Here is a 21,162-nt window from a genome sequence, read left to right as displayed (position 1 = left end):
TTCATAGTATAGGTTTGTAACCAAGGCACTATGCGTACCTGTAAAGAAGGCGCAAGGAGGCACATTTTTGGAACAGAGTCACACGCATGTGCCTAGCGAATGCGCCCGCGTCGCGCCGGTGCTGTCCCGCATCGGCGACAAGTGGAGCGTTCTGGTCGTCATGCTTTTGGGCGATGGTCCGATGCGTTTTAACGAACTGCGCCGACGCGTCGGCGGCATCTCGCAGCGCATGCTGACCCTGACTTTGCGCGGCCTCGAGCGCGACGGCTTTGTGACGCGAACGGTTTTCCCGACCATCCCGCCGCGCGTCGACTATGAATTGACGCCGCTCGGGCATTCCCTGCTGGTTCCGGTGCGCGAACTCGGCGCCTGGGCCGTGCGGAATGTCTCGGTCATCGAAGACGCCCAGCGACGTTTCGATCAGGCGGCGAAAGGCCAAAGCCAATCCTTCGAGCAGGCCGCGCCGATGAGCTTCGCTAAATGAACAATGATCTTCGCTCCGCCATCGTCGCGCCGCGCGCGCGCATATGCGAGGCCAATGCTGCCGGCATCGCGGCGGCTGCGAGCCTTCTGCGCGCGGAAAAACTCGTCGCCTTCCCGACGGAGACGGTCTATGGCCTTGGCGCGGACGCAACCTCAAAGGCCGCCGTCGCGCGCATCTATGCGGCGAAAAGACGTCCATCCTTCAATCCGCTCATAGCCCATGTGTCGAGCCTCGAAGAGGCGAAGGCGCAGGGTGTGTTTTCACGTGAGGCGAACCAACTCGCCGAGCGCTTCTGGCCGGGCCCCTTGACGCTGGTGCTCCCCCTCGCCCCCCATGCGACGGTCTGCGATCTCGCGCGGGCAAGCCAAGCGACGATCGCCCTTCGCATCCCTTCCCATCCGGCGGCGCTCAGCCTCATCGCCGCCGTGGGGCGCCCTCTCGCCGCGCCCTCCGCCAACCGTTCCGGCCGTGTCAGCCCGGTCAGCGCCGCCCATGTTTTTGAGGATCTCTCGGCCGACATCGACCTCATTCTCGACGCGGGGCCCTGCCCGGTCGGCGTCGAATCGACGATCGTCGCGTGTCTCGACGGGCCTCCGCGCCTCCTGCGGCCGGGTGGTCTCTCCCGCGCGCTGATCGAAGAAACCTTGGGCATCGCGCTCGGCGGCGCCAGAAGCGAAGGCGCGACCATCGCGCCGGGATCCCTCTCCTCCCATTACGCGCCGCGCGCGCGCCTTCGTCTTGACGCGTCGGGTGTCGAACATGGCGAAGCCGGGCTCGATTTCGGCGGTCGATTTTCTGCGCAAGACGCTGTACTCGACCTGTCGCCGGGGCGAAATCTCGATGAGGCCGCGGCCAATCTCTTCGGTTTCCTGCGCGAACTCGACGCGATGGGGCCGCCCTCCATCGCCGTTGCGCCGATCCCGCATTTTGGCCTTGGCGAGGCGATCAATGACAGGCTGAAACGCGCGGCCGCGCCAAGACCTTGAACATTGCTTCGATGGCTTGAGCGCCGCACGTAAAATTTGGCGATGGATTCACAGCTTACACAGGTTCGCAACGTGCCGGACGGCCTTACTCAACTGTTACGCTGGTACGCCGACATGGGCGTCGACATCGCGCTCGACGAGGCGCCGCATGATCGGCTGGCGGAAGCGCAAGCTTCGGCTTCGCCGATAGCGCGGGAGCCTGAACGTGTCATACAAAGGGAGGAGCCGCCGCGCCAGCCGCCCGCGTCCGCCACTCCGCCGCGCGCAGCGAGCACGGCCGCATTCGCGGAAGAAGCCGAGCAGGACGCGCGGGCGGCCGCGGCGTCGGCTCAAACCCTTGCGGAACTGCGCGAGCAGCTGCTGCGATTTACAGGATGCGGCCTCAAGACCACGGCGACCCAGCTCGTCTTTGGCGACGGCGAGGCTGGGGCCGAAATTATGTTCGTCGGCGAAGCGCCGGGCGCGGACGAGGATCGGCAGGGCGCGCCTTTCGTCGGCCGCGCCGGTCAATTGCTGAACAAAATGCTGGCTTCAATCGGGCTTGAGCGCAGCCAGGTCTATATCGCCAACATCGTTCCGTGGCGCCCCCCTGGCAATCGAACCCCGACCCCGATCGAGACCGCCGCCTGTCTGCCGTTTATACAGCGGCAGATCGAACTCGTTGGTCCAAAAATCCTCGTCTGCCTCGGCGCCCCCTCGGCGCAGACCCTGCTTGGCTCGAAAGACGGGATCATGCGATTGCGCGGGCGCTGGTTCAACTATGCAGCCGGAAACGCGACGATCAAGGCGATCGCCATGCTTCATCCGGCCTATCTTTTGCGGCAACCGGCGCAGAAGAAACTGGCCTGGCAGGATCTGCGGCTGCTCGCCAGGGAGATCGTCCGGCTGCGCGCGCAGATTTAGGAAACCCCGCTTGAAAACGAACAAAAACATGGCCTTTAGTCATCGCGACGCCGATTGCGCAGCTTAAAGGCGATGGCCGCTATTCAGATATCGCGCGTTTGTTTGTTCCCTGTTGCAACGAATGAACTCAATCGAAACCATTACGAGCGTTTCGAGCGGTCGCCTGGGCCGAAATTGATGTTTACGTTGCATCCCTCATTCGCTTTATCTCATGATTTGAATGCATGATCCGATCCAGAAACGGAATCATGCCTTAGCCGGGAGCCGCTTATGAGATGGGAAGATTTTCGCCGTTCCGATAATGTCGAAGATCGGCGTGGTGAAACCGGATATGCCGGCGGCGGCCCAAGTTTTGGCGGAGGCCAGCTCGGCATCGGCGCCATCGTCGTGCTCGGTCTGATCGGTTGGGCGCTCGGCATCGACCCGCGCCTCCTGATCGGGGGCGCCGAGATGTTGAGCGGAGCGCGCCATGGCGGTCAAACGCAGAGCGCCCCGCCGCCGTCGCGGCAGGCTGGCGCTCCCTCGGACCAAATGGGCCAGTTCGTCGCGGCGGTTCTCGCCGAGAATGAAGATGTCTGGACCGATATCCTGCCGTCCCAGAAAGGGGTCGCCTACGTCAAACCGAAACTCGTGCTCTATAACGGCTCGACGAGATCGGGCTGCGGCGGCGCGAGCGCGTCGATGGGGCCTTTCTATTGTCCCAATGACCAGAAAGTCTATCTGGACACGTCTTTTTTTCGCGACATGAAAGAGAAGCTCGGCGGCGGCGGCGATTTCGCATACGCCTATGTCATCGCGCATGAGATCGGCCACCATGTCCAGAACCTGCTAGGCATCCTGCCGAAGGTTCAGGCGGCGCAGCAGCGCGCTTCGAGTAAAGCCCAGGCGAACGCCATTTCGGTGCGCGTCGAACTCATGGCCGACTGCCTGGCCGGCGTTTGGGCCGCCAATGCGCAAAAAAAATACCAGATCCTCGACCCTGGCGATATCGACAAGGCGGTGAGGACCGCTCAGGCGATTGGCGATGATCGCCTGCAAAAGGCCGCGCAAGGCTATATCGTGCCGGATTCCTTCACGCATGGCTCGGCGGCCCAGCGTGAGCAATGGCTCAACACCGGCCTGAAATCCGGTGAGGTCGACGCCTGTAACACTTTTGCGCGATGACGCCGCGAACGCGCGTCACCCCACGCGGCGTGCATGAGTTCGCAAAGTCGTCGCCGGAGTGACGCATCGCGCCAGGGCGGCCAGCCGGCCGGCCGAAGCCTCAAGACAACGCTGGCGCGAAGCAATGAGACCAACCAATGGCGCGGCGTTTGGAAAGACGCGCTCGATGAATGTCTCCGGCGCGGCGCGCAGCAGCGCAGTCGGGGCGCGGTCGCTGAGGCTGGCCGATCGCGCTTTGATGAAATCGCCCGCCTCTTCGATGAACCCCGCCTGCGGCGCGAAGCCCGATCGCAGCAGGAAAAGGTGCGGCCCACGCGCCGCCTCGATCGCGCGGCGCAACCATTCGGCCTCGTCCGTCGCCTCGATCAAGCCGCAGCCGGCATGATCCGCGATGAAGCCAAGGCCCTGCGCCGCTGGTCCCGCAATGGCGACATCGCCGAGAAGTCCCTCGACGTTCGCCTTCACGAGCGAACTCAAGGTTCGCACAACGCTCTCCGCGGGATCGATGCGGCGCGACGGGTCAGTCATTTCATAAAGGACGATGGTTGAAAGCATGAGCCAGCCTGAAACGCGCGCCCGCAATAATTGATCAGATAGAGTTGGGAATAGTGCAATCGCAGCCTAATCGCAAAGTGTGGCGCGCCGTCGCTGGGAAATGATTGTTTGGCGCGCCCTATCGGTGCTACCCTCTCGGCTCCGGCGGGCGATTGAACGTTTTCATCTCTTTTTGATTTTAGAAGTCATAGCGCATCATACGCGAGCCGACCGGGCAGCCTTTCGTTTGTCTCATCCGCCGGCAATCATGGCGCCGCCCGCCCGCTCGTTAGCATGTGTTTTGCTTGCCATTTAAGGCTTGCGATGATGATTCGGCGACCTGGCATGATGAACGAGTTTGCTCCATGAGCCGCGTGCGCGACCAATTCGAAATTACAGTCGACATTCTGCTTCGCGCCTATTCTATCGGCCTGTTCCCTATGGCTGAGAGCGCCGAGGACGCAAATCTGTTCTGGGTTGATCCAGAGGTCCGGGGCATTTTTCCGCTCGACGGCATCATCGTATCGAGAAGCCTCGCTAAAACGGTTCGTTCGGATGTTTTCGAAGTCCGGGTCGATCATGATTTCGACGCTGTGATCGACGGCTGCGCCGCCTCTTACCCCGATCGTGACAAGACCTGGATCAACCATCGCATCAGGCGTCTTTATCGCCAGCTTTTCGACACCGGGCGCGTACATACGGTCGAGGCCTGGCAGGAGGGCGTTCTCGTCGGCGGCCTTTATGGCGTCCATCTTGGCGGCGCATTCTTCGGTGAAAGCATGTTCCACCGCAAGACCGACGCGTCCAAAGTCGCTCTCGTGCATCTTGCCGCGAGATTGCGTAAAGGCGGCTTCAGCCTCCTCGACGCACAATTCGTAACGCCGCATCTCGCATCGCTCGGGGCGATCGAAGTACCGAAGGAAATCTATCGAAGGCGGCTGGCGGACGCGATGGCGCAACCGGCGGATTTCTGGGCCTGGCCGAAGGGCCGCCGCGTCTTCGGCGCCGAAGCTCTCGAAGTTCTGCTGAACAAAGGCGCGAGCGGCGCGGCGCCGGTCAAGACGCCTCGCGATCAAGCAAACTCTTGAGTCGTTGGCCTTCGCTATCGCTCAAGGGGTGCGCAGCCGGCGGAGCAGCGCGCCGCCGGCTGGCGTTGAGGAAAATCGCCGCCCCTCCGACGAGAAGAATCGCAAAAGGGCCGCCCCAGAGCAGCGCCGTCTCGACCTTGAAGGGCGGCTTCAACAGTATGAAATCGCCATAGCGCCGCACCAGATAGGCGCGGATCTGATCGTCGCTGTCGCCGGCCTTGAGACGTTCGCGAACGAGCAGCCGCAGGTCCTTGGCGAGAGGCGCGCCGGAATCGTCGATCGACTCGTTCTGACAGACCATGCAGCGCAATTGCGTCGAAAGGCTGCGCGCTCGCGCTTCGAGCTTTGCATCGGGCAGGATTTCATCGGGCTCAACCGCCCGCGCCGTCAGCGGGGACAGCGCCACAATTGCGATCAAAGCCCATTTGCGAAGACAAAAGCCCATGTTATTCGGCCGGGAGAGGATTTGCCGCGACGCTTTTGCGGGCGCGGCGGGCGATGCCGACCCGGAAACTCGTGTCGCTCAGCGACAGGCCGCCGCCGAAAGCCATGATGAGGGCGCCGATCCAGATGAAAGCGACCAGCGGCTTCCAGAAGATGCGGGCGTTGACATTGCCGTCAGGCGCGACGTCGGCGATGCTCATATAGACTTGGCCGAGGCCAAGGGTTGCAATCCCCGCTTCTGAACGGCTCGTCTTGCGCGACGGATAACTGCGTGTCGAGGGCTCGATGACGGCTTTGACGACGCCGCCGGAGCGGATGGCCGTCGTGCCGACAAGCTCCGAATAGTTCGGCCCCTGACGGCCCGAAATGCCCTGGTAGGTCAGCTGATAGGGGCCAATTTCGACTGTATCTCCGGGCTTCAGGGCCGTGATGCGTTCAGCGCCCCAGCCGGTGGCGGCTAGGCCAAGCAGAGTGACGCCGATTCCGGCATGGGCGAAAGCCGTGCCGAAGGCCTGCCGCGGCAGGCCAACAACGCGATGGCCGAGTGAACTCAGCGAAGGCCCGCCGGCGAACAGGCGCCGCCCGAGGTCGGCAAAAGAGCCGAAAATGACATAGGCGGCGACGCCGCAGAGAATGACGCTCAACGCCGGCCCGCCGCGTGAGGCCGCAAGAGCCAGCATGACGATGAGGCCGGCGCCAACGGCGTAGGTCAGCCTCTGCGCCGCGGCGAGGAGATCGCCCCGCTTCCAGGCCAATGCCTGGCCAATCGGCATGAGCAGGAACAATGGAATGAACAGTGGAACGAAGGTCAGATTAAAGAAGGGCGCGCCAACCGATATTTTTTCCCCCGTCAGAGCTTCGAGTGCCAGCGGATAGAGAGTCCCGACAAAGACCGTCGCGCAACAGGTGGTAAGAAGGAGATTGTTGAGGACGAGCGCCCCCTCGCGCGAGATCGGAGCGAACAGGCCGCCCTGCTTCAAGCCGCCGGCGCGGGCGGCGAAAAGCGTCAGCGACCCTCCAATGAAAAGCACGAGGATGAGGAGAATGAAAACGCCCCGTGTCGGATCGCTGGCGAATGCGTGCACCGAGGTCAAAACGCCCGAGCGAACGAGGAAAGTGCCGATCAGCGACAGCGAGAAGGCCAAAATGGCGAGGAAGATCGTCCAGATCTTCAAAGCCTCGCGCTTCTCCATGACCAAAGTGCAGTGGAGGAGAGCGGTCGCCGCGAGCCAGGGCATCAGCGAGGCGTTCTCGACCGGGTCCCAAAACCAGAAGCCGCCCCAGCCAAGGGTGTAGTAAGCCCAATAGGAGCCCATGGCGATGCCGAGCGTCAGGCAGATCCAGGCGATCAGCGTCCACGGCCGCACGAAGCGCGCGAACACCGCGTCGATGCGGCCGGAAATCAGCGCCGCCGCGGCAAAGGAATAGGTGATCGAGAGCCCGACATAGCCAAGATAAAGCAAGGGCGGATGAATGGCGAGGCCGGGGTCTTGCAACAGCGGATTGAGGTCGTTGCCTTCGGCCGGCGGCATCGCGAGCCGCGCGAAAGGATTTGACGTCAGCAGAATGAACAGGAGGAACGCCGCGGCGATCCACGACTGAACGCCAAGCACATTGGCGCGCAAATCCTCCGGCATGGTCGATGAAAACAGGGCGACGGCGGCGGCGAAAACCGACAGCACCAGCACCCACAAAAGCATCGAGCCCTCATGATTGCCCCAGACGCCGCTGATTTTATAAATCAGCGGCTTGGCCGAATGCGAATTCTCGACGACGTTCAAAAGCGAGAAGTCAGACGTTACATGGGCGTAGGTCAGGGCGAAAAACGCATAGCCGATGAGCCCGAAACTCATCAACGCCACTGACGGCGCGACCGCCATCAAACGCCGGTCGCCGATCGCTGCGCCCCATATCGGCACGACCGAATTGATGAGCGCCAGCGCCAAAGCGAGGACGAGAGCGTAATGGCCGGTTTCAACGATCATGTCAGCCTCATTTTGCGTTCGCCGCCTGCGCGCCGCCCTTGGCGGGGGCCGCCACAGCGGAGCCGTTCTCCTGCCAGACGCCCTGCTTCTTCAACGCATCGGCGACCTCACGCGGCATATAGCGCTCGTCGTGCTTGGCGAGAACGCTGTCGGCGCGGAAGACATGATCCTGTCCGAGAGCGCCTTCCGCAACGACGCCCTGCCCTTCGCGGAAAAGGTCCGGCAACAAGCCGGTGTAGGTGACCTCGATGTCCTGTTTCATATCGGTCACGACGAAACGAACCGTCTGATCGCCTTCGCGCTGAAGCGAGCCCGCCTTGACGAGGCCGCCAAGCCGCAGCCGCGCCCCGCCCGGGGTCGCCTTTTGTGCGAGTTCAGTCGGCCCATAAAAGAAGACGATGTTGTCGCGCAGGGCGAACATCACAAGGCCCACGGCGACGCCGAGCGTTGCAAGCCCGGACAAAATCAAAGTGAGACGTCGTTGTTTGCGCGTCATGTCAGTCTTCAACCCTCAAGGCCAAGTTCGCGGGCAAGCGTTTCGATGCGGCCCTTCGCGGTCGCGTCGGCCGCCAGATTGCGTTTGGCGTCCATCAAGGCGGAACGGGCCTTGTCGGTTTCATTGAGGACGGCGTAGGCGCGAATAAGGCGCAGCCACCCCTCGACGTCCTGTCCATTTTGTGCAAGCCGCGCGGCGAGCCGGTCAACCATGCTGTGAATGGCGCTCGCCTGGTCTCCCCCCGACATCGCCTCGATCTTGGCGGCGAGGGCTGGGTTGGCGGCGGGACCGCTCGGCGGCTGCGCGGCGGCCACGGCTTGTTCGGGCGCGCCGGTCAAGGCGGCGAGCTGCTGGCGCAGCGAGGGGGCCCAGGGCGCGTCGGCCGGCGCCTCGGCAAGGAGCTTCTCCCAAATCGCCTGCGCGCCTGCCTTATCGCCATTTTGCACGGCGGCGAGGCCAAGATAGAAGCGCGGGCGCGGCAAGGCGGGATCCTTGGCGGTCGCAGCCTCGAAGACCTCCTTGGCGGCCGCCGTCACCTTGCCGTTCGCGGCGGCGACCAGAGCTTCGCCATAACGAGACTGGCGTTCCGGCGTTTCTCCCAGAAGGCGCGAAGCAGCGGCATAGGCTTTGACGGCGTCGTCATAGCGGCCAAGGCGCATATAGACCGGGGCCAGAACGTCATAGCCTCGGCCGTCATTCGGATTTTGCACGAGATGGGCTTCGATCCTCGCGATCGCCGCCAGAATATCCGTGCGCGCCGGCGCTTCCTGTAGCCGCGCGGAGAGCGGCAGATCGGGCAGCCCCGGATGACCGACGAGCCCATAAACGCCGAGCGCCAGGGCGGGCACGAAAATAGCGGCCGCGATCGCGGCAAGGCGGACTTTTTTTCCCGCCGCCGCCGATGGCTGCGGTCCGGAGGCGTCAGCGACAGCGAGCAGGCGCCGGGCGGCCTCGGCCTTGGCGCCTTCGGCGTCGCCGGCGGCGACGAGCCCGCCTTCGGCGTCACGGTCTATTTCGGCGAGCTGCGCCTTATAAAATGCAATGTCGATCGCGCTGCGCGAGAGGCCGCGCGGCGTCCGCGCGAGAGGCCAAAGGACGCTCAGCACCGCAACGCCTGTCAAAAGTGCAAATATCAGCCATATCATAGGCACTCTCTTAGTCATCAGCGGGATGCTTGCAAAGGACCTTTCGCTCACGAACGCGTTGGCGAGGGCGGGTTTGGCGTCGCAGGAAGCCGCAGTTCGGCGCGAAGACCGCCCATGGCGCTTCCAGCAAGGCTCAGATCGCCGCCATACATCGCCGCGAGATCGGCGACGATCGACAGTCCGAGGCCTGATCCCGGCTTCGTTTCATCAAGGCGGCGTCCGCGGGCAAGAGCCGCCTCGCGCATCTCAGGCGCCAGCCCTGGTCCATCATCCTCGATGATGACGCGGAAGAACGAGCGCTCCGCCCCGGTTTGGGCGAACTCGGGAAAGACGGCGACGGCGACGGCGCTTTTCGCCCATTTGCCTCCATTGTCGGCGAGATTGCCGATCATTTCCTCCAGATCCTGACGCTCCCCGAGAAACCGCACTGGCTGCGGCATATCCAGCGCGAAGCTTATCGCGCGCTCGGCGTATATTTTTTCGAACGCGCCGAGGAAGGATCGCACGACCGGCTCGACGTCCGTCGCGCTCGTCACCGCGCCGGCCCGCACCGCCGCGCGCGCGCGGTCGAGATAATAGGCGACCTGGTCGCGCATGATCGCCGCTTGCTCCTCGACCTTCGCGGCGAGTGGGCCGGACGGCGCGGCCGCTTCGTTGATGATGACGCTGAGCGGCGTTTTCAGGGCGTGCGCGAGATTGCCGACCTGAGTGCGCGCGCGCTCGACGACAGCCCGATTGGCGCCGATGAGGAGATTCAACTCGCCCGCGAGCGGCGCTATGTCCGGTGAAAAGGCGCCGGCGATCGTTTCGCTTTCACCGCGGCGAATCGCCGCGACGCCCTCCTGCAGCTGACGCAGGGGAGCAAGGCCATAGCGCAACTGAAGGACGGAGGAGGCGACGAGCGCCAGCCCCAGCAATATGAATGTGACGACGAGATAGATCTCGAAGCGATTGATCGCAGTTTCTATCTCGTCGGTCTTCGCGGCGACCTGGACGAGGTAGACGCCGTCATCGCCGGTGTCGATTGTCCGTTCGACGATTCTGAGGCGCCTGTCGTCCGGTCCCTTGGCGTAGCCTTTGCGAGCGCCGCCCAAGCCTGCGGGAACGCCAATGTCGGCGAGGCGCGGCAGCCGCGCCGCGAACAGCGAGCGCGAACTTCGAATGTCAGGCTTGCCGGCGTCGAGGCGCGTAATCTGCCAGTACCATCCCGACAAAGGCAATGCGAACTCGGGATCGTTTAATTCATCTGGATCTATTCGAGCGTTCTCGCCCGAGACAGCGATGTCGGCGACGAGTGCGCGCAAATAGACGCCAAGGCGCTCATCAAAATTGCGCTCCGCGGCGTGCTCATAAAAAGTCGAAAGAAGGACTCCGGCGGCGAACAGTATGGCGAAGCTCAAAATCGCCGCGGACAGGAACAGCCGCCCGGCAATCGAAATTTTCTGTGTCGTCAGCGTTCTGGCGTCGCCCGCGCTTCGATCCTTTGACGCGAGAGCCATCAGCGGCTGACGGCGGGGTCGGGGCGATCGAGCAGCGCTCCTCCGCTCTTGCCGTCAGGCGTCAGGACATAGCCAAGCCCGCGCACCGTCTGAATGACGTCGACGCCAAGCTTCTTGCGCAGCCGCCCGACAAACACCTCGATCGTATTCGAATCACGATCGAAATCCTGATCGTATAAATGTTCGACAATTTCCGAACGCGAGACGATCCTGCCCTGATGATGCATCAGATAGGCAAGAAGCCGGTACTCGTGAGATGTCAGCTTGACCGGACTGGCGTTGACCAGGACGCGTCCGGCGCGCTCGTCGAAGCTGACCGGCCCGCATGAAAAAACGCTTGACGCATGCCCCGCGGCGCGGCGCATCAGGGCGCGCAGTCGCGCGAGCAGCTCCTCCACATGGAAGGGCTTCGTCACATAGTCGTCGGCGCCGGCGTCAAAGCCCCGCACCTTTTCGCCCCAGCGGTCTCGCGCGGTGAGGATCAGAACAGGCATCGAGCGCCCCGCCTTGCGCCACTCGGTCAAAACCGACACGCCATCTTTGCTGGGCAGACCGAGGTCAAGGACGACGGCGTCATAGGGCTCGGTATCGCCGAGAAACCAACCCTCCTCCCCGTCGAACGCCCGATCGACGGCATAGCCGGCCTGCTGTAGCGCAGAAGCTATCTGACGATTGAGGTCCTTATCGTCTTCGACTACGAGCAGACGCATGGAGAGTGTCCGGCGGTTTGATCAGTCAATCTTCGTGCTTTTTTTCGTTTTTGGTTTCGATAATCTGACCGGTCTTCGCGTCGACATATGTGCGAATGATCCGTCCGTCGCGACGCAACAGGCTGATCTCGTATACGAAAGCATCGCTCCAGCGACAAAGTTTCGCGCCGAGCGCTTCGGCCTGCAGGCGCGCCGCTGCTTTTTGCATGGCGCGGAAAGGTTCGGAAAGGTCATTGGCGACGATCTTTTCGCGTGTCTCCCCCGTCGAAAAACATCGGCGCCCCTCCAAAGGCTGCGCCAGAGCGGCGACGCAAAAACCAACGCAGGTCAGCTGAACAAGGGAAGAGATCAAAACGCCCATGCAACCCTGCTACGGCAACGACGCTGAACGTCGGATGAATAGGAAAGCCCCGCGGCCGTCTCTCCCGCGCAAGCCCTCGCCAGCGCGACGCGGATCGCGGGAGTTTCAGCCTTCCTGCCGCAATAGCGGCAAAACCGGATTTCGAAGCGCGAACTTTCGCAATGTTGTCCTCGCGGCGGCCCTTAAGCAAGCATAATGGAAATGAAACGCGCACCGCTCAAAGGGCTTTTTCCAGGTCGCGCCACATTTGCCGCCCCTTACATCTTGCGGCCCGATATGAAAAAACCCTTCGCATCCGAATCTATTTCACGTCGGGCGCAAGCCCTGATCTCCACGACGACGATAAAAGGCGGCGACAAATGACTGCGGGCTCCTCATCGGCATTCTTCGTATCGGCCAGCTGGCTGGCCGAGCATCTCGACGCGCCGGATCTCGCGATCATCGACGGCAGCTTCTTCATGCCGGCTGAAAATCGCGACGCGAAGGAAGAGTTTCGCGCAAGCCATATCCCCGGCGCCGTGTTTTTCGACATCGACGCCATCGCCGACCATTCGACCAGCCTTCCCCATATGCTGCCCTCGCCAAAGGACTTCGCCGAAGCGGCTGGCAAGCTCGGCCTTGGCGACGGCATGCGTTTCGTCGTTTATGACAGCTCGAGCCTCGTCGGCGCAGCGCGTGTCTGGTGGACGCTGCGCCTCTATGGCGCAAAGAATGTGAAGATTCTGGAAGGCGGTTTTCAGCAGTGGCGAGACGAAGGGCGTCCGCTTCAATCCGGCTGGCCTGAACCCGCCCCGCGCGTCTTCACGCCGAAATTTGATGCTTCAGCAGTCGCCGCCGCGAAAGATGTCCTCAGCGCGAGCGAAACAGGGTCGGCGCAGATCGTCGACGCCCGCAGCGCGGCGCGCTTTACAGGCGAAGCGCCCGAGCCTCGTCCGGGATTACGCTCCGGACATATTCCGAAGAGCAGCAACGTGCCCTGGAGCCTTGTCGCCGCGGAGGGGCGGATCAAGGCGCCGGAGACGGTCGAAGCCGCCTTCACTCAAGCCGGCGTCGACCTCGCCCGGCCGGTCATCACGACCTGCGGCTCAGGAGTGACGGCCTCAATCCTCTTGCTCGCTCTCGAAACGATCGGCAAGAAAGACATTCGTCTCTACGACGGGTCCTGGAGCGAATGGGGCGGCAGCCCCGATCTGCCCGTCGCCACCGGGAAAGCGGCGCCCTAAAGCTTTTTGCTCCCCGACGCGGAAACGCGCCGGGCGGCTTCGTCGAAACTCATAAGCTTGCCGCGAACTTGACGAGCGAAGGGAAATCGCTGGACGCTCAGCCAAAAGGGCTTGACGCCACAAAACACTGAGCTACCATCAGTTTAAGCGCGATGAGTCTGAAACCTTGAGGGGTTTACAGCGTTCGCAGCGTAAGTGGAGCGTCCGGCGACCGCCGGATGTGGCATCGATCCGCGCAGGCACGCGCCAGCGTTTTTCAGGATCGAGCCAGCTGGCCCTGAGAGGCTTCCACATTCCCCTCCCTTCTTGGGGGGCTGCCATCTTCACAGTCGATGCTTAAGCTCGCCGCAAAGTCGTGGCGAGAGAGCCTCCGCGTGGAAGGGGAACATTCCGCATCTCGAGACATTAGGAGTGACACACATGTGTGACTATTCGCTTGAAATGTACGCCTCCCGGCCTGCTCGCGAGTCCGAGAAATATGTGACAACCCGCTTCCCTTCAGGAAGCATCGGCCTCGCCGCGCCAGGCGACTGCACGACCGCCGTCTGCGTCCAATATGACACCCACCTCAACCTCGAAGGAATTTCGAGCGACCTGCAGACCCGTCTCGGCGTGCAGCCGGCTGAACATGTGGTATTCGCCCGGCTTGAGCACGGCGCATATCGGGATGGAGTGAAATTCGGCAACGGAAAAGAGATCTCGTTGCAGCTTCTTGGCTCGGGCGTTGGCGTGACGCTGGTCGACATGCACGTCGCTCCGAAAGCCGAAGCCCCCGCGCAGAAGCACGACGTATTGGAGCCGGCCGAATAATAAAGCCGCTTCTTGACGACGACCCGCTCCGTGTCCTCTCGGAGCGGGTTTCCTTTGCCGCCGCTTGACGGATCATATCGCGCCGACAGCTTATTTTCTGTGCAGAGACGCGATTTTTTGAGCTTTCAAAGCCCTAATGGCGTCGCACGGCGATCTGTTTTCAGCGCTCCCGGCGCTGCAGCCGCCTCCCGAACTCCCCCCATCACCGCCATCCAGCCTCGGTCAAGCCCGCCAAACACATCGGCGCGCCGCCGCAGCCGCTTTTTGGCCCGACGATTGCTTAATCAAACCTGTTGCGAAAACGACAAAAAAGGCGTCTCGGACGACGATTTTCTAGGATCGGATGGCATTTTTGCCCCGCAGGTGGTAAGTGCCGCTGACTTCTCCCTGAGTTCATCGAACAATGCGACGTAAGAAACGCCAATGAAGAAGATCGAGGCGATCATAAAGCCTTTCAAGCTCGACGAAGTGAAAGAGGCGCTCCACGAAGCCGGCGTGGCCGGCATCACCGTGATCGAAGCCAAGGGCTTTGGGCGGCAAAAAGGCCATACCGAACTGTATCGGGGCGCGGAATATATCGTCGATTTCCTGCCCAAAGTTAAAATCGAAGTCGTCGTCGCCGACGGCATCGTCGACGGCGCTGTCGAAGCGATCCGCAAGGCGGCGCAGACCGGCCGCATTGGCGACGGCAAGATTTTTATTTCAAACATCGAAGGCGCGATCCGCATCCGCACCGGCGAAACGGGACCGGACGCCATCTGATGTCCGGCTTTCGCTTGGGGCCCGGCGCCGCCGCGCCTTCGCAAATCCAATACGCTTTCTAATCAGATCGAGAGGCTTTGAAATGACGAAGACCGCCAAAGACGTGCTTAAGGAAATCAAGGACAATGACGTTAAATACGTCGATTTCCGCTTCACGGACCCGCGCGGCAAGTGGCAGCATGTGACGTTCGACATCACCCTCATCGATGAAGAGATCTTCGAGGAAGGGACGATGTTTGACGGGTCCTCGATCGCGGGCTGGAAAGCGATCAACGAATCCGACATGCTGCTTATGCCCGACCCCTCGACCGCGGTGATGGATCCCTTCTTCGCAGCGCCCACGATGGTCATCGTTTGCGACATTCTGGAGCCGGGCAGCGGCGAGCCCTATAGCCGCGATCCGCGCGGCATCGCCAAAAAGGCTGAGGCTTTCGTCGCGTCCTCCGGCATCGGCGACGCAGTCTATGTCGGCCCTGAGGCCGAGTTCTTCGTATTCGACGACGTGCGCTTCCGCGCCGACCCCTACAACACGGGTTTCGTGCTCGACTCGGCGGAACTTCCCTCGAACTCCGACACCCCCTATGAAGGCGGCAACCTCGGTCACCGCATCCGCACCAAAGGCGGCTATTTCCCGGTGCCTCCGCAGGACGCCTCGCAGGACATGCGCGGCGAAATGCTCGCCGCCATGGCCTCGATGGGCGCCAAGGTCGAAAAGCATCACCACGAAGTCGCTTCCGCCCAGCACGAACTTGGACTGAAGTTCGGCCCGCTCACCAAAATGGCGGATGATCTCCAAGTCTATAAATATTGCATCCATCAGGTCGCGCAGAGCTACGGCAAGACCGCGACCTTCATGCCGAAGCCGATTTTCGGCGACAACGGCTCTGGAATGCATGTTCATCAATCAATCTGGAAGGCTGGCAAGCCGCTGTTCGCCGGCGACAAATACGCCGACCTCAGCCAGGAATGCCTCTGGTATATCGGCGGCATCATCCGGCACGCCCGCGCCCTGAACGCCTTCACCAACCCGTCGACCAACTCCTACAAGCGTCTGGTTCCCGGCTATGAGGCTCCCGTCCTGCTCGCCTATTCGGCGCGCAATCGCTCGGCCTCCTGCCGCATTCCGACGGCGTCGAACCCGAAAGCGAAACGCGTCGAGGTGCGCTTCCCCGACCCGATGGCAAACCCCTATCTCGCCTTCGCCGCGATGCTCATGGCGGGCATCGACGGCATCATCAACAAGATCGATCCCGGCCCGGCGATGGACAAGGACCTTTACGATCTGCCGCCGAAGGAATTGAAGAAGATCCCGACCGTCTGCGGCTCGCTGCGCGACGCGCTCACCAATCTCGACAAGGACCGCGCCTTCCTCAAGGCCGGCGGCGTCTTCGATGATGACTTCATCGATAGCTATATCGAACTGAAGATGATCGACGTGATGCGCTTCGAAATGACGCCGCATCCGGTCGAATTCGACATGTATTATTCCTACTGAAAAGCTCTCTCCGGGGCGAAGCATGGGCGGCCTTCAGGCCGCCCTTTTTCGTCCGCCAGACGCTCCCGCTGGCGCCGCCGGAACAAGTTTTTTACCCCGCATCGCGGCGCTATCCCCTTAAATATGTTTCTGTTCCGTTCCCTTTCCGCCGCGTTCATGTCATAAGGACCCCAACGTTGAGGGACAGACGAATTCATGGCCAATCATGGTGATCTTTTCGGCGGCGCGGCCCGCAAGCAGGCTCCCGCCCGGCGCGAGGCCAAAAGCGTAGCGCCCGCCGCCAAAGCCGAGGCGCTCACCCGGGAGCCGAGCCGTGGGACTCCAGGAGAGTCCGGCTACACCGCCGCCTCCATCGAAGTGCTGGAAGGGCTGGAGCCGGTGCGCCGGCGCCCTGGCATGTATATCGGCGGGACGGACGAAGCCGCGCTCCACCATCTGTTCGCGGAGGTTCTCGATAACGCCATGGACGAGGCCGTCGCTGGCCACGCCTCTTTTATCGACGTCAATTATGAAGCCTCGGGTTTCCTCAGCGTCACCGATAATGGCCGCGGCGTCCCGATCGACCCGCATCCGAAATTTCCGAAGAAATCGGCGCTCGAAGTCATCATGACGACGCTCCATGCGGGCGGGAAATTCGATTCTGGCGCCTATCAGACCTCCGGCGGCCTGCATGGCGTCGGCGTCTCCGTCGTCAACGCGCTCTCCGAACAGGTCGAGGTCGAAGTCGCGCGAGGCCAGATGCTCTACCGGCAAAGTTTTGCGCGGGGCGTTCCGACGAGCAAGCTGGAGCAGGTCGGCAAGGCGCCGAACCGGCGCGGGACGCGCGTGCGCTTCAAGCCAGATGATCAGATTTTCGGCAAAGGCGTCCATTTCAAGCCGGGCCGCCTGTTCAAAATGGCGCGAGCCAAAGCCTATTTGTTCGGAGGCGTCGAAATCCGCTGGCATTGCGCTCCAGAATGGCGCGATGCGAATACGAACGTCCCGGCCGAGGCGGTCTTTCACTTCCCTGGCGGCCTCAAGGACTTTCTCGCGCAGGACATCGAAGGCAAGGAGCTCGTTATCGAGCCGATTTTCACGGGCAAGATCGAAAAGCCCGGTGGTCATGGATCGCTCGAATGGGCGTTGTCATGGCTCAGCCTCGACGATGGCTTCGTGCATTCCTATTGCAATACGATTCCGACCCCGGACGGCGGCACGCATGAAGCGGGGCTGCGCACGGCTTTGCTGCGCGGCCTCAAGGATCACGCCGAACGGATCGGCCAGGGCAAGCGCGCGGCATCGATTATCAGCGACGACATTATGACGTCCTGCGCCGCGATCATCTCGGTTTTCATTCGGGAGCCCGAGTTTCAAGGCCAGAACAAAGGCCGCCTGATGACGACGGAGGCCTCACGCATTGTCGAATCCGCGGTCCGCGACGCTTTCGACCATTGGCTCGCCGCGGCGCCGTCGCACGCCCTCAAACTGCTGGACTGGACCGTCGAGCGCGCCGAAGACCGTTTACGCCGCCGCGCGGAAAAGGACGTCGCGCGCAAAACCGCGAGCCGCAAGTTACGGCTGCCGGGAAAGCTCGCAGACTGCTCGAATAACTCGGCGCAAGGCTCTGAAATCTTTATTGTCGAAGGCGATTCAGCAGGAGGATCAGCCAAACAGGCGCGCGACCGGGCCAATCAGGCGGTCCTGCCCTTGCGGGGCAAGATCTTGAACGTCGCCAGCGCCACGCGCGACAAATTGGCCGCCAATCAGCAATTGAGCGATCTGATCCAGGCGCTCGGATGCGGCCTCGGCGCCCATTACAAGGACGAGGACCTACGCTACGAGAAGATCATCATCATGACGGACGCCGACGTCGATGGGGCGCATATCGCCTCGCTGCTGATTACCTTCTTCTACCGGCAGACGCCGAAGTTGATCGAAGGGGGCCATCTCTATCTGGCCGTGCCCCCGCTTTACCGCCTGACTCAGGGCGCGCGTCATGTCTATGCGCGCGACGACGCCCACAAGGATCAATTGATCGCCCGGACACTGACTGGACGCGGCAAGGTAGAAGTCAGTCGTTTCAAAGGCTTGGGGGAAATGCTTCCCGCGCAGCTTAAAGAGACGACGATGAATCCCAAGAGCCGCGGTCTGCTACGCGTGGTCGTGCTGCCCGAGGATCGGGAGGGCACGTCGGATTCCGTTGAGCGCCTGATGGGCAATAAGCCCGAGGCGCGTTTCGCCTTCATCCAGGAGCGCGCCGCTTTCGCCAATGCGGCGGAGCTGGTGGTCGTGTAGCCGCAGGTTCGATCAGCATCCGGCGCCGAGGCAGTTTGGACCGCGAAGCTTCGGCGTCGTTGAAAAAATCGGATGGGAAACATCGGACCGCTCGGCCCAACGCATGTCTGATGCCGGAAGTCCCCTGCCGTCCCGCCGCTGGACCCGGGCTCGGCCTATCAAACTCAGAACCTGAAACGCCGCCGCGCGCAAAAATGCCGGCGAAGGTGGCCGGCGGCAAGTAGCGTTTCGAGGAGGCCACTCCTACTACTTGCGCGCCGGCCGACCCTACGGACCCAGGAGATGCGGCGGACCTGAGCACTCCGTAGGGTAACTTCCAGTCAAGTCGCCAAATGCGCGTGATGCGCAGGGACGCGGGTGGACATTTTCTTGCAGGAACCCCTCCCGCGCCGCACCCGATTTTCTCGAGCTCAGCGTCTGAACGTTAGCGCGCAGGGCCGACTCAATGCAACGACTTGTTGCGGCCGATTTCTCTCTTTCGTTAACGGGACGATTCTGGCGCGGCTCATGACGAACGGACGACGCGAAGACCCGTCATCCGTTCTAGGCGCACCGGCGCCGCCGCATCGATGAAGACACGGTTGCGGCCCGACTGTTTTGATCGGTAAAGCGCTTTGTCCGCGCGGCGCAACAAATCCGCCGCGTCCTGGGCGCTCTCCGCCAAGCCGATGGAAATCGTCACCGAAAGGGGCCGCTCCCTGGCTTCGACTGGAATCCCTTGGCTTTCGACGCCGGCGCGCACACGCTCGGCGACCCTGGCTGCGACGTCGAGACGCGTCTCAGGCATCAATATGACGAACTCATCGCCGCTGAGCCGGCAGAAAAGATCGGCGCTGCGGATCAAACCCTTGATCCGCGCGGCCAAATTTTGCAGGAGTTGGTCGCCGGCCTCGTGTCCATGCACGTCATTCACGGTCTTGAAGTGATCGATGTCGAACATCATCAAGGTAAGCGGCTTCGCCTTGCGCTTTGCTTCCTCAAGGAGAGCGGCGAGAGCGCCGTCGAGATAGCGCCGGTTGTGAAGGCCCGTCAGAGCGTCGACCACCGCCATTTCGATCGAGGCCTCGACATTCTGGCGCAAGCCGTCCGCGTAGCGTTTGCGGCGCAGCTGGGTGCGCACGCGGGCGATGAGCTCGTTGCGGTCGATCGGGCGCAGCAGATAATCATTCACGCCAAGGTCGAGACAGCGCAGGATTTTGGCGCGGTCCTCCGGTTCGGCGATAGCTAGAATCGGGATATGCCGGGTCGCCTCGACTGAGCGAATCTGGCTGCAGAGCCGGAGCCCGTCATAGGCGTTGAGGCTGAGGCTGACGATAAAGAGATCATAGCGCCCAGCGGCGCCTTCGACGAGCGCCTCCAGCGCGTCCGGCTCGAGTTCGACGTCGTGCAGAGCGCGCAGTGCGCCCGTGACCGTCTCGCTCGACGAACGGCGGTCGTCGACGACAAGAATGCGCCCCCCGGAGCCATTCTCGTTCATCACAGAGGCGAGCGGATTGTTAATTCCAAGTTGCGCCGCGCGCATCGCGCGGGTGCGCAATTCGTCGAGAGCGAGCCTCAGACGGGCGAGCGAGCGCACGCGCGCGAGAAGCGCGATCTCGTCGATCGGCTTGGTCAGAAAGTCGTCCGCGCCGGCCTCAAGGCCTGTCAGCCGGTCGGAAGTCTGATCGAGAGCCGTCACCATGACAACCGGAATGTGCGCCGTTGCCGGATCAGCCTTGAGGCGGCGGCAGACCTCAAATCCATTCATTCCCGGCATCATGACGTCGAGCAGAACGATATCGCAATCTCCCTTGGAGCAGACCGAAAGCGCCTCCGGGCCGTTTGTGCAGGTCACGACGTCGAAATATTCGGCCGTGAGCCGCGCCTCGAGCAGCTTGAGATTGGGGAGAATATCGTCGACGACCAATACGCGTGCGGTCATATGGCTCCCCTTCGAGCATGCGGCCGGCAAAGGCGGGGGCGCCGCAAGCAACGGCGCGACAATTATTGTTCGTGCAGGTAACTGCGCACGGTTTCGAGAAATTTGACGATCGAGATCGGCTTTGAGAGATAGGCTTCGCATCCGCCCTGCCGGATCTTGTCCTCGTCCCCCTTCATCGCGAAAGCGGTGATGGCGATGACCGGAATATGGCGCAATCCCTCATCCTCCTTCAGCCGGCGCGTGACCTCCAACCCCGAAACCTCCGGCAGCTGGATATCCATCAAGATCAGGTCCGGCATATGCTGGCGGGCGAGTCCGACGGCCTCGACGCCGCTGCGCGTTTGCACCGTGCGGTAGCCGTGCGCTTCAAGGAGGTCGTTGAACAGCTTCATGTTCAGCTCATTATCTTCTACGATCAGGATAGTTTTTTCCATCGAAGACCCACTTCCACCCTTGCAGAGGGCGGACCGCCCTGGCTTTCGAGCCATCCGATCATAACTGCAAGGCTTAACGGATAGAAATTGACGAAAGGGAAATCGCCAATATGCAAAATGGCGGTAATCGGTCGAATCCCGGCAAGGCCGCCGGTCCGCGGGAAGCCGCCAAGGAGAGCGCCGAGGCGCTCGCCATTGAGGTTTTGGGCTATATCGCGGCCGATCCGGCGGCGCTCGAACGTTTCATGAGCCTCTCGGGGCTCGAAATTGGCAATCTTCGCGCCGCCGCCGCCGAACCTGGATTTTTTGTCGGCGTTCTCGATTTTCTGGCGTCCAATGAGGCGTTGTTGCTGGCCTTCGCGGCCAATGCGGGCCGCGATCCCGCCGCGGTCCTCAGGGCGCGGCATCTCCTCGCTCCCCCTGAGGAGATGATCTAGGGCGCGA

Annotated in this window: 22 protein-coding genes; 12 read left to right on the top strand and 10 right to left on the bottom strand. The window is 62.2% G+C overall.

The window, feature by feature from the left end:
- The first annotated feature begins 67 nt into the window (after positions 1-67).
- From SIN04_RS06090 to ypfJ, 4 genes are all read left to right on the top strand, one after another.
- Positions 68-484 (top strand): winged helix-turn-helix transcriptional regulator, encoded by a 417-nt coding sequence (locus SIN04_RS06090; protein WP_134487305.1) that lies wholly within the window; start codon positions 68-70, stop codon positions 482-484.
- A complete protein-coding gene (locus tag SIN04_RS06085) occupies positions 481-1,470 on the top strand; it encodes an L-threonylcarbamoyladenylate synthase (protein WP_134487302.1) in 990 nt (329 codons plus the stop codon). The genes SIN04_RS06090 and SIN04_RS06085 overlap by 4 nt, the downstream gene beginning before the upstream one ends.
- Positions 1,471-1,512: 42 nt before the next feature.
- On the top strand, positions 1,513-2,373 hold the full coding sequence (locus SIN04_RS06080; RefSeq protein WP_134487299.1) for a uracil-DNA glycosylase: 861 nt from the start codon (positions 1,513-1,515) through the stop codon (positions 2,371-2,373).
- A 270-nt stretch (positions 2,374-2,643) separates the two neighbouring features.
- Positions 2,644-3,537, top strand: a complete 894-nt coding sequence (gene ypfJ, locus SIN04_RS06075; RefSeq protein WP_134487296.1) for a KPN_02809 family neutral zinc metallopeptidase — start codon at positions 2,644-2,646, stop codon at positions 3,535-3,537.
- Between the two features lie 15 nt (positions 3,538-3,552).
- Here ypfJ and SIN04_RS06070 read toward each other — a convergent pair whose 3' ends face one another.
- Positions 3,553-4,092: a transposase gene (locus SIN04_RS06070; protein ID WP_134487293.1), complete on the bottom strand. Its 540-nt coding sequence runs from the start codon at positions 4,090-4,092 to the stop codon at positions 3,553-3,555.
- 344 nt (positions 4,093-4,436) lie between these two features.
- Between SIN04_RS06070 and aat the strand changes: the two genes are divergently transcribed.
- The gene (gene aat / locus SIN04_RS06065; RefSeq protein WP_134487290.1) at positions 4,437-5,159 is read left to right on the top strand and encodes a leucyl/phenylalanyl-tRNA--protein transferase; all 723 of its coding nucleotides are present in this window, start codon (positions 4,437-4,439) and stop codon (positions 5,157-5,159) included.
- On the opposite strand, the gene SIN04_RS06060 is transcribed toward aat, so the two are convergent.
- The 7 genes from SIN04_RS06060 to SIN04_RS06030 all read right to left on the bottom strand — a co-directional run bounded on the left by SIN04_RS06060 (position 5,128) and on the right by SIN04_RS06030 (position 11,799).
- Positions 5,128-5,604 carry a cytochrome c-type biogenesis protein gene (locus SIN04_RS06060; protein WP_134487287.1) on the bottom strand — a complete coding sequence of 159 codons (477 nt, stop codon included), beginning with the start codon at positions 5,602-5,604 and terminating at the stop codon, positions 5,128-5,130. The genes aat and SIN04_RS06060 overlap by 32 nt on opposite strands.
- 1 nt (position 5,605) lies before the next feature.
- Positions 5,606-7,588, bottom strand: a complete 1,983-nt coding sequence (locus SIN04_RS06055) for a heme lyase CcmF/NrfE family subunit (protein ID WP_341264295.1) — start codon at positions 7,586-7,588, stop codon at positions 5,606-5,608.
- A 7-nt stretch (positions 7,589-7,595) separates the two neighbouring features.
- Positions 7,596-8,084 carry a cytochrome c maturation protein CcmE gene (ccmE, locus tag SIN04_RS06050; RefSeq protein WP_134487281.1) on the bottom strand — a complete coding sequence of 163 codons (489 nt, stop codon included), beginning with the start codon at positions 8,082-8,084 and terminating at the stop codon, positions 7,596-7,598.
- An 8-nt stretch (positions 8,085-8,092) separates the two neighbouring features.
- The gene (gene ccmI, locus SIN04_RS06045; RefSeq protein WP_423135998.1) at positions 8,093-9,190 is read right to left on the bottom strand and encodes a c-type cytochrome biogenesis protein CcmI; all 1,098 of its coding nucleotides are present in this window, start codon (positions 9,188-9,190) and stop codon (positions 8,093-8,095) included.
- A gap of 86 nt (positions 9,191-9,276) precedes the next feature.
- Positions 9,277-10,728, bottom strand: a complete 1,452-nt coding sequence (locus SIN04_RS06040) for a sensor histidine kinase (RefSeq protein WP_134487275.1) — start codon at positions 10,726-10,728, stop codon at positions 9,277-9,279.
- Complete coding sequence (locus tag SIN04_RS06035) at positions 10,728-11,438, bottom strand: response regulator transcription factor (RefSeq protein WP_134487272.1); 711 nt, start codon at positions 11,436-11,438, stop codon at positions 10,728-10,730. Before SIN04_RS06035 ends, SIN04_RS06040 begins: the two co-directional genes overlap by 1 nt.
- Positions 11,439-11,463: 25 nt before the next feature.
- A complete protein-coding gene (locus tag SIN04_RS06030) occupies positions 11,464-11,799 on the bottom strand; it encodes a PepSY domain-containing protein (protein WP_134487269.1) in 336 nt (111 codons plus the stop codon).
- 195 nt (positions 11,800-11,994) lie between these two features.
- Here SIN04_RS06030 and SIN04_RS06025 point away from each other — a divergent pair, with 195 nt between their 5' ends.
- From SIN04_RS06025 to parE, 6 genes are all read left to right on the top strand, one after another.
- Positions 11,995-12,162 (top strand): hypothetical protein, encoded by a 168-nt coding sequence (locus SIN04_RS06025; RefSeq protein WP_166795857.1) that lies wholly within the window; start codon positions 11,995-11,997, stop codon positions 12,160-12,162.
- Positions 12,159-13,022, top strand: coding sequence for a 3-mercaptopyruvate sulfurtransferase (gene sseA, locus SIN04_RS06020; protein ID WP_134487266.1), 864 nt, complete (start codon positions 12,159-12,161; stop codon positions 13,020-13,022). Before SIN04_RS06025 ends, sseA begins: the two co-directional genes overlap by 4 nt.
- Positions 13,023-13,442: 420 nt before the next feature.
- On the top strand, positions 13,443-13,832 hold the full coding sequence (locus SIN04_RS06015; RefSeq protein ID WP_134487263.1) for a hypothetical protein: 390 nt from the start codon (positions 13,443-13,445) through the stop codon (positions 13,830-13,832).
- Between the two features lie 423 nt (positions 13,833-14,255).
- The gene (locus tag SIN04_RS06010; protein WP_134487260.1) at positions 14,256-14,594 is read left to right on the top strand and encodes a P-II family nitrogen regulator; all 339 of its coding nucleotides are present in this window, start codon (positions 14,256-14,258) and stop codon (positions 14,592-14,594) included.
- An 82-nt stretch (positions 14,595-14,676) separates the two neighbouring features.
- Positions 14,677-16,089 carry a type I glutamate--ammonia ligase gene (gene glnA / locus SIN04_RS06005; RefSeq protein WP_134487256.1) on the top strand — a complete coding sequence of 471 codons (1,413 nt, stop codon included), beginning with the start codon at positions 14,677-14,679 and terminating at the stop codon, positions 16,087-16,089.
- Between the two features lie 195 nt (positions 16,090-16,284).
- Complete coding sequence (parE, locus tag SIN04_RS06000; protein ID WP_341264294.1) at positions 16,285-18,363, top strand: DNA topoisomerase IV subunit B; 2,079 nt, start codon at positions 16,285-16,287, stop codon at positions 18,361-18,363.
- A gap of 505 nt (positions 18,364-18,868) precedes the next feature.
- Here the strand turns inward: parE and SIN04_RS05995 are convergent.
- Both SIN04_RS05995 and SIN04_RS05990 read right to left on the bottom strand, forming a co-directional pair.
- Positions 18,869-20,284: a PleD family two-component system response regulator gene (locus SIN04_RS05995; protein WP_134487250.1), complete on the bottom strand. Its 1,416-nt coding sequence runs from the start codon at positions 20,282-20,284 to the stop codon at positions 18,869-18,871.
- Between the two features lie 62 nt (positions 20,285-20,346).
- The gene (locus SIN04_RS05990) at positions 20,347-20,718 is read right to left on the bottom strand and encodes a response regulator (protein WP_134487247.1); all 372 of its coding nucleotides are present in this window, start codon (positions 20,716-20,718) and stop codon (positions 20,347-20,349) included.
- A 110-nt stretch (positions 20,719-20,828) separates the two neighbouring features.
- On the opposite strand from SIN04_RS05990, the gene SIN04_RS05985 reads away from it, so the two are divergent.
- Complete coding sequence (locus SIN04_RS05985; protein ID WP_341264293.1) at positions 20,829-21,155, top strand: DUF3572 domain-containing protein; 327 nt, start codon at positions 20,829-20,831, stop codon at positions 21,153-21,155.
- The last annotated feature ends 7 nt before the right edge of the window (positions 21,156-21,162 follow it).

The organism is Methylocella tundrae (assembly GCF_038024855.1).
In the GTDB taxonomy this organism is placed as follows: Bacteria; Pseudomonadota; Alphaproteobacteria; order Rhizobiales; family Beijerinckiaceae; genus Methylocapsa; species Methylocapsa tundrae.
This window is presented reverse-complemented; position numbering and strand designations above follow the sequence as displayed.

Excerpts from the sequence above, each read along its gene's own strand:
- SIN04_RS06085 (WP_134487302.1), top strand. The coding sequence starts at position 481 with ATGAACAATGATCTTCGCTCCGCCATCGTCGCGCCGCGCGCGCGCATA.
- SIN04_RS06080 (WP_134487299.1), top strand. The coding sequence starts at position 1,513 with ATGGATTCACAGCTTACACAGGTTCGCAACGTGCCGGACGGCCTTACT.
- ypfJ (WP_134487296.1), top strand. The coding sequence starts at position 2,644 with ATGAGATGGGAAGATTTTCGCCGTTCCGATAATGTCGAAGATCGGCGT.
- SIN04_RS06070 (WP_134487293.1), bottom strand. The coding sequence starts at position 4,092 with ATGCTTTCAACCATCGTCCTTTATGAAATGACTGACCCGTCGCGCCGC.
- aat (WP_134487290.1), top strand. The coding sequence starts at position 4,437 with ATGAGCCGCGTGCGCGACCAATTCGAAATTACAGTCGACATTCTGCTT.
- SIN04_RS06060 (WP_134487287.1), bottom strand. The coding sequence starts at position 5,604 with ATGGGCTTTTGTCTTCGCAAATGGGCTTTGATCGCAATTGTGGCGCTG.
- SIN04_RS06055 (WP_341264295.1), bottom strand. The coding sequence starts at position 7,588 with ATGATCGTTGAAACCGGCCATTACGCTCTCGTCCTCGCTTTGGCGCTG.
- ccmE (WP_134487281.1), bottom strand. The coding sequence starts at position 8,084 with ATGACGCGCAAACAACGACGTCTCACTTTGATTTTGTCCGGGCTTGCA.
- SIN04_RS06040 (WP_134487275.1), bottom strand. The coding sequence starts at position 10,728 with ATGGCTCTCGCGTCAAAGGATCGAAGCGCGGGCGACGCCAGAACGCTG.
- SIN04_RS06035 (WP_134487272.1), bottom strand. The coding sequence starts at position 11,438 with ATGCGTCTGCTCGTAGTCGAAGACGATAAGGACCTCAATCGTCAGATA.
- SIN04_RS06030 (WP_134487269.1), bottom strand. The coding sequence starts at position 11,799 with ATGGGCGTTTTGATCTCTTCCCTTGTTCAGCTGACCTGCGTTGGTTTT.
- SIN04_RS06025 (WP_166795857.1), top strand. The coding sequence starts at position 11,995 with ATGGAAATGAAACGCGCACCGCTCAAAGGGCTTTTTCCAGGTCGCGCC.
- sseA (WP_134487266.1), top strand. The coding sequence starts at position 12,159 with ATGACTGCGGGCTCCTCATCGGCATTCTTCGTATCGGCCAGCTGGCTG.
- SIN04_RS06015 (WP_134487263.1), top strand. The coding sequence starts at position 13,443 with ATGTGTGACTATTCGCTTGAAATGTACGCCTCCCGGCCTGCTCGCGAG.
- SIN04_RS06010 (WP_134487260.1), top strand. The coding sequence starts at position 14,256 with ATGAAGAAGATCGAGGCGATCATAAAGCCTTTCAAGCTCGACGAAGTG.
- glnA (WP_134487256.1), top strand. The coding sequence starts at position 14,677 with ATGACGAAGACCGCCAAAGACGTGCTTAAGGAAATCAAGGACAATGAC.
- parE (WP_341264294.1), top strand. The coding sequence starts at position 16,285 with ATGGCCAATCATGGTGATCTTTTCGGCGGCGCGGCCCGCAAGCAGGCT.
- SIN04_RS05995 (WP_134487250.1), bottom strand. The coding sequence starts at position 20,284 with ATGACCGCACGCGTATTGGTCGTCGACGATATTCTCCCCAATCTCAAG.
- SIN04_RS05990 (WP_134487247.1), bottom strand. The coding sequence starts at position 20,718 with ATGGAAAAAACTATCCTGATCGTAGAAGATAATGAGCTGAACATGAAG.
- SIN04_RS05985 (WP_341264293.1), top strand. The coding sequence starts at position 20,829 with ATGCAAAATGGCGGTAATCGGTCGAATCCCGGCAAGGCCGCCGGTCCG.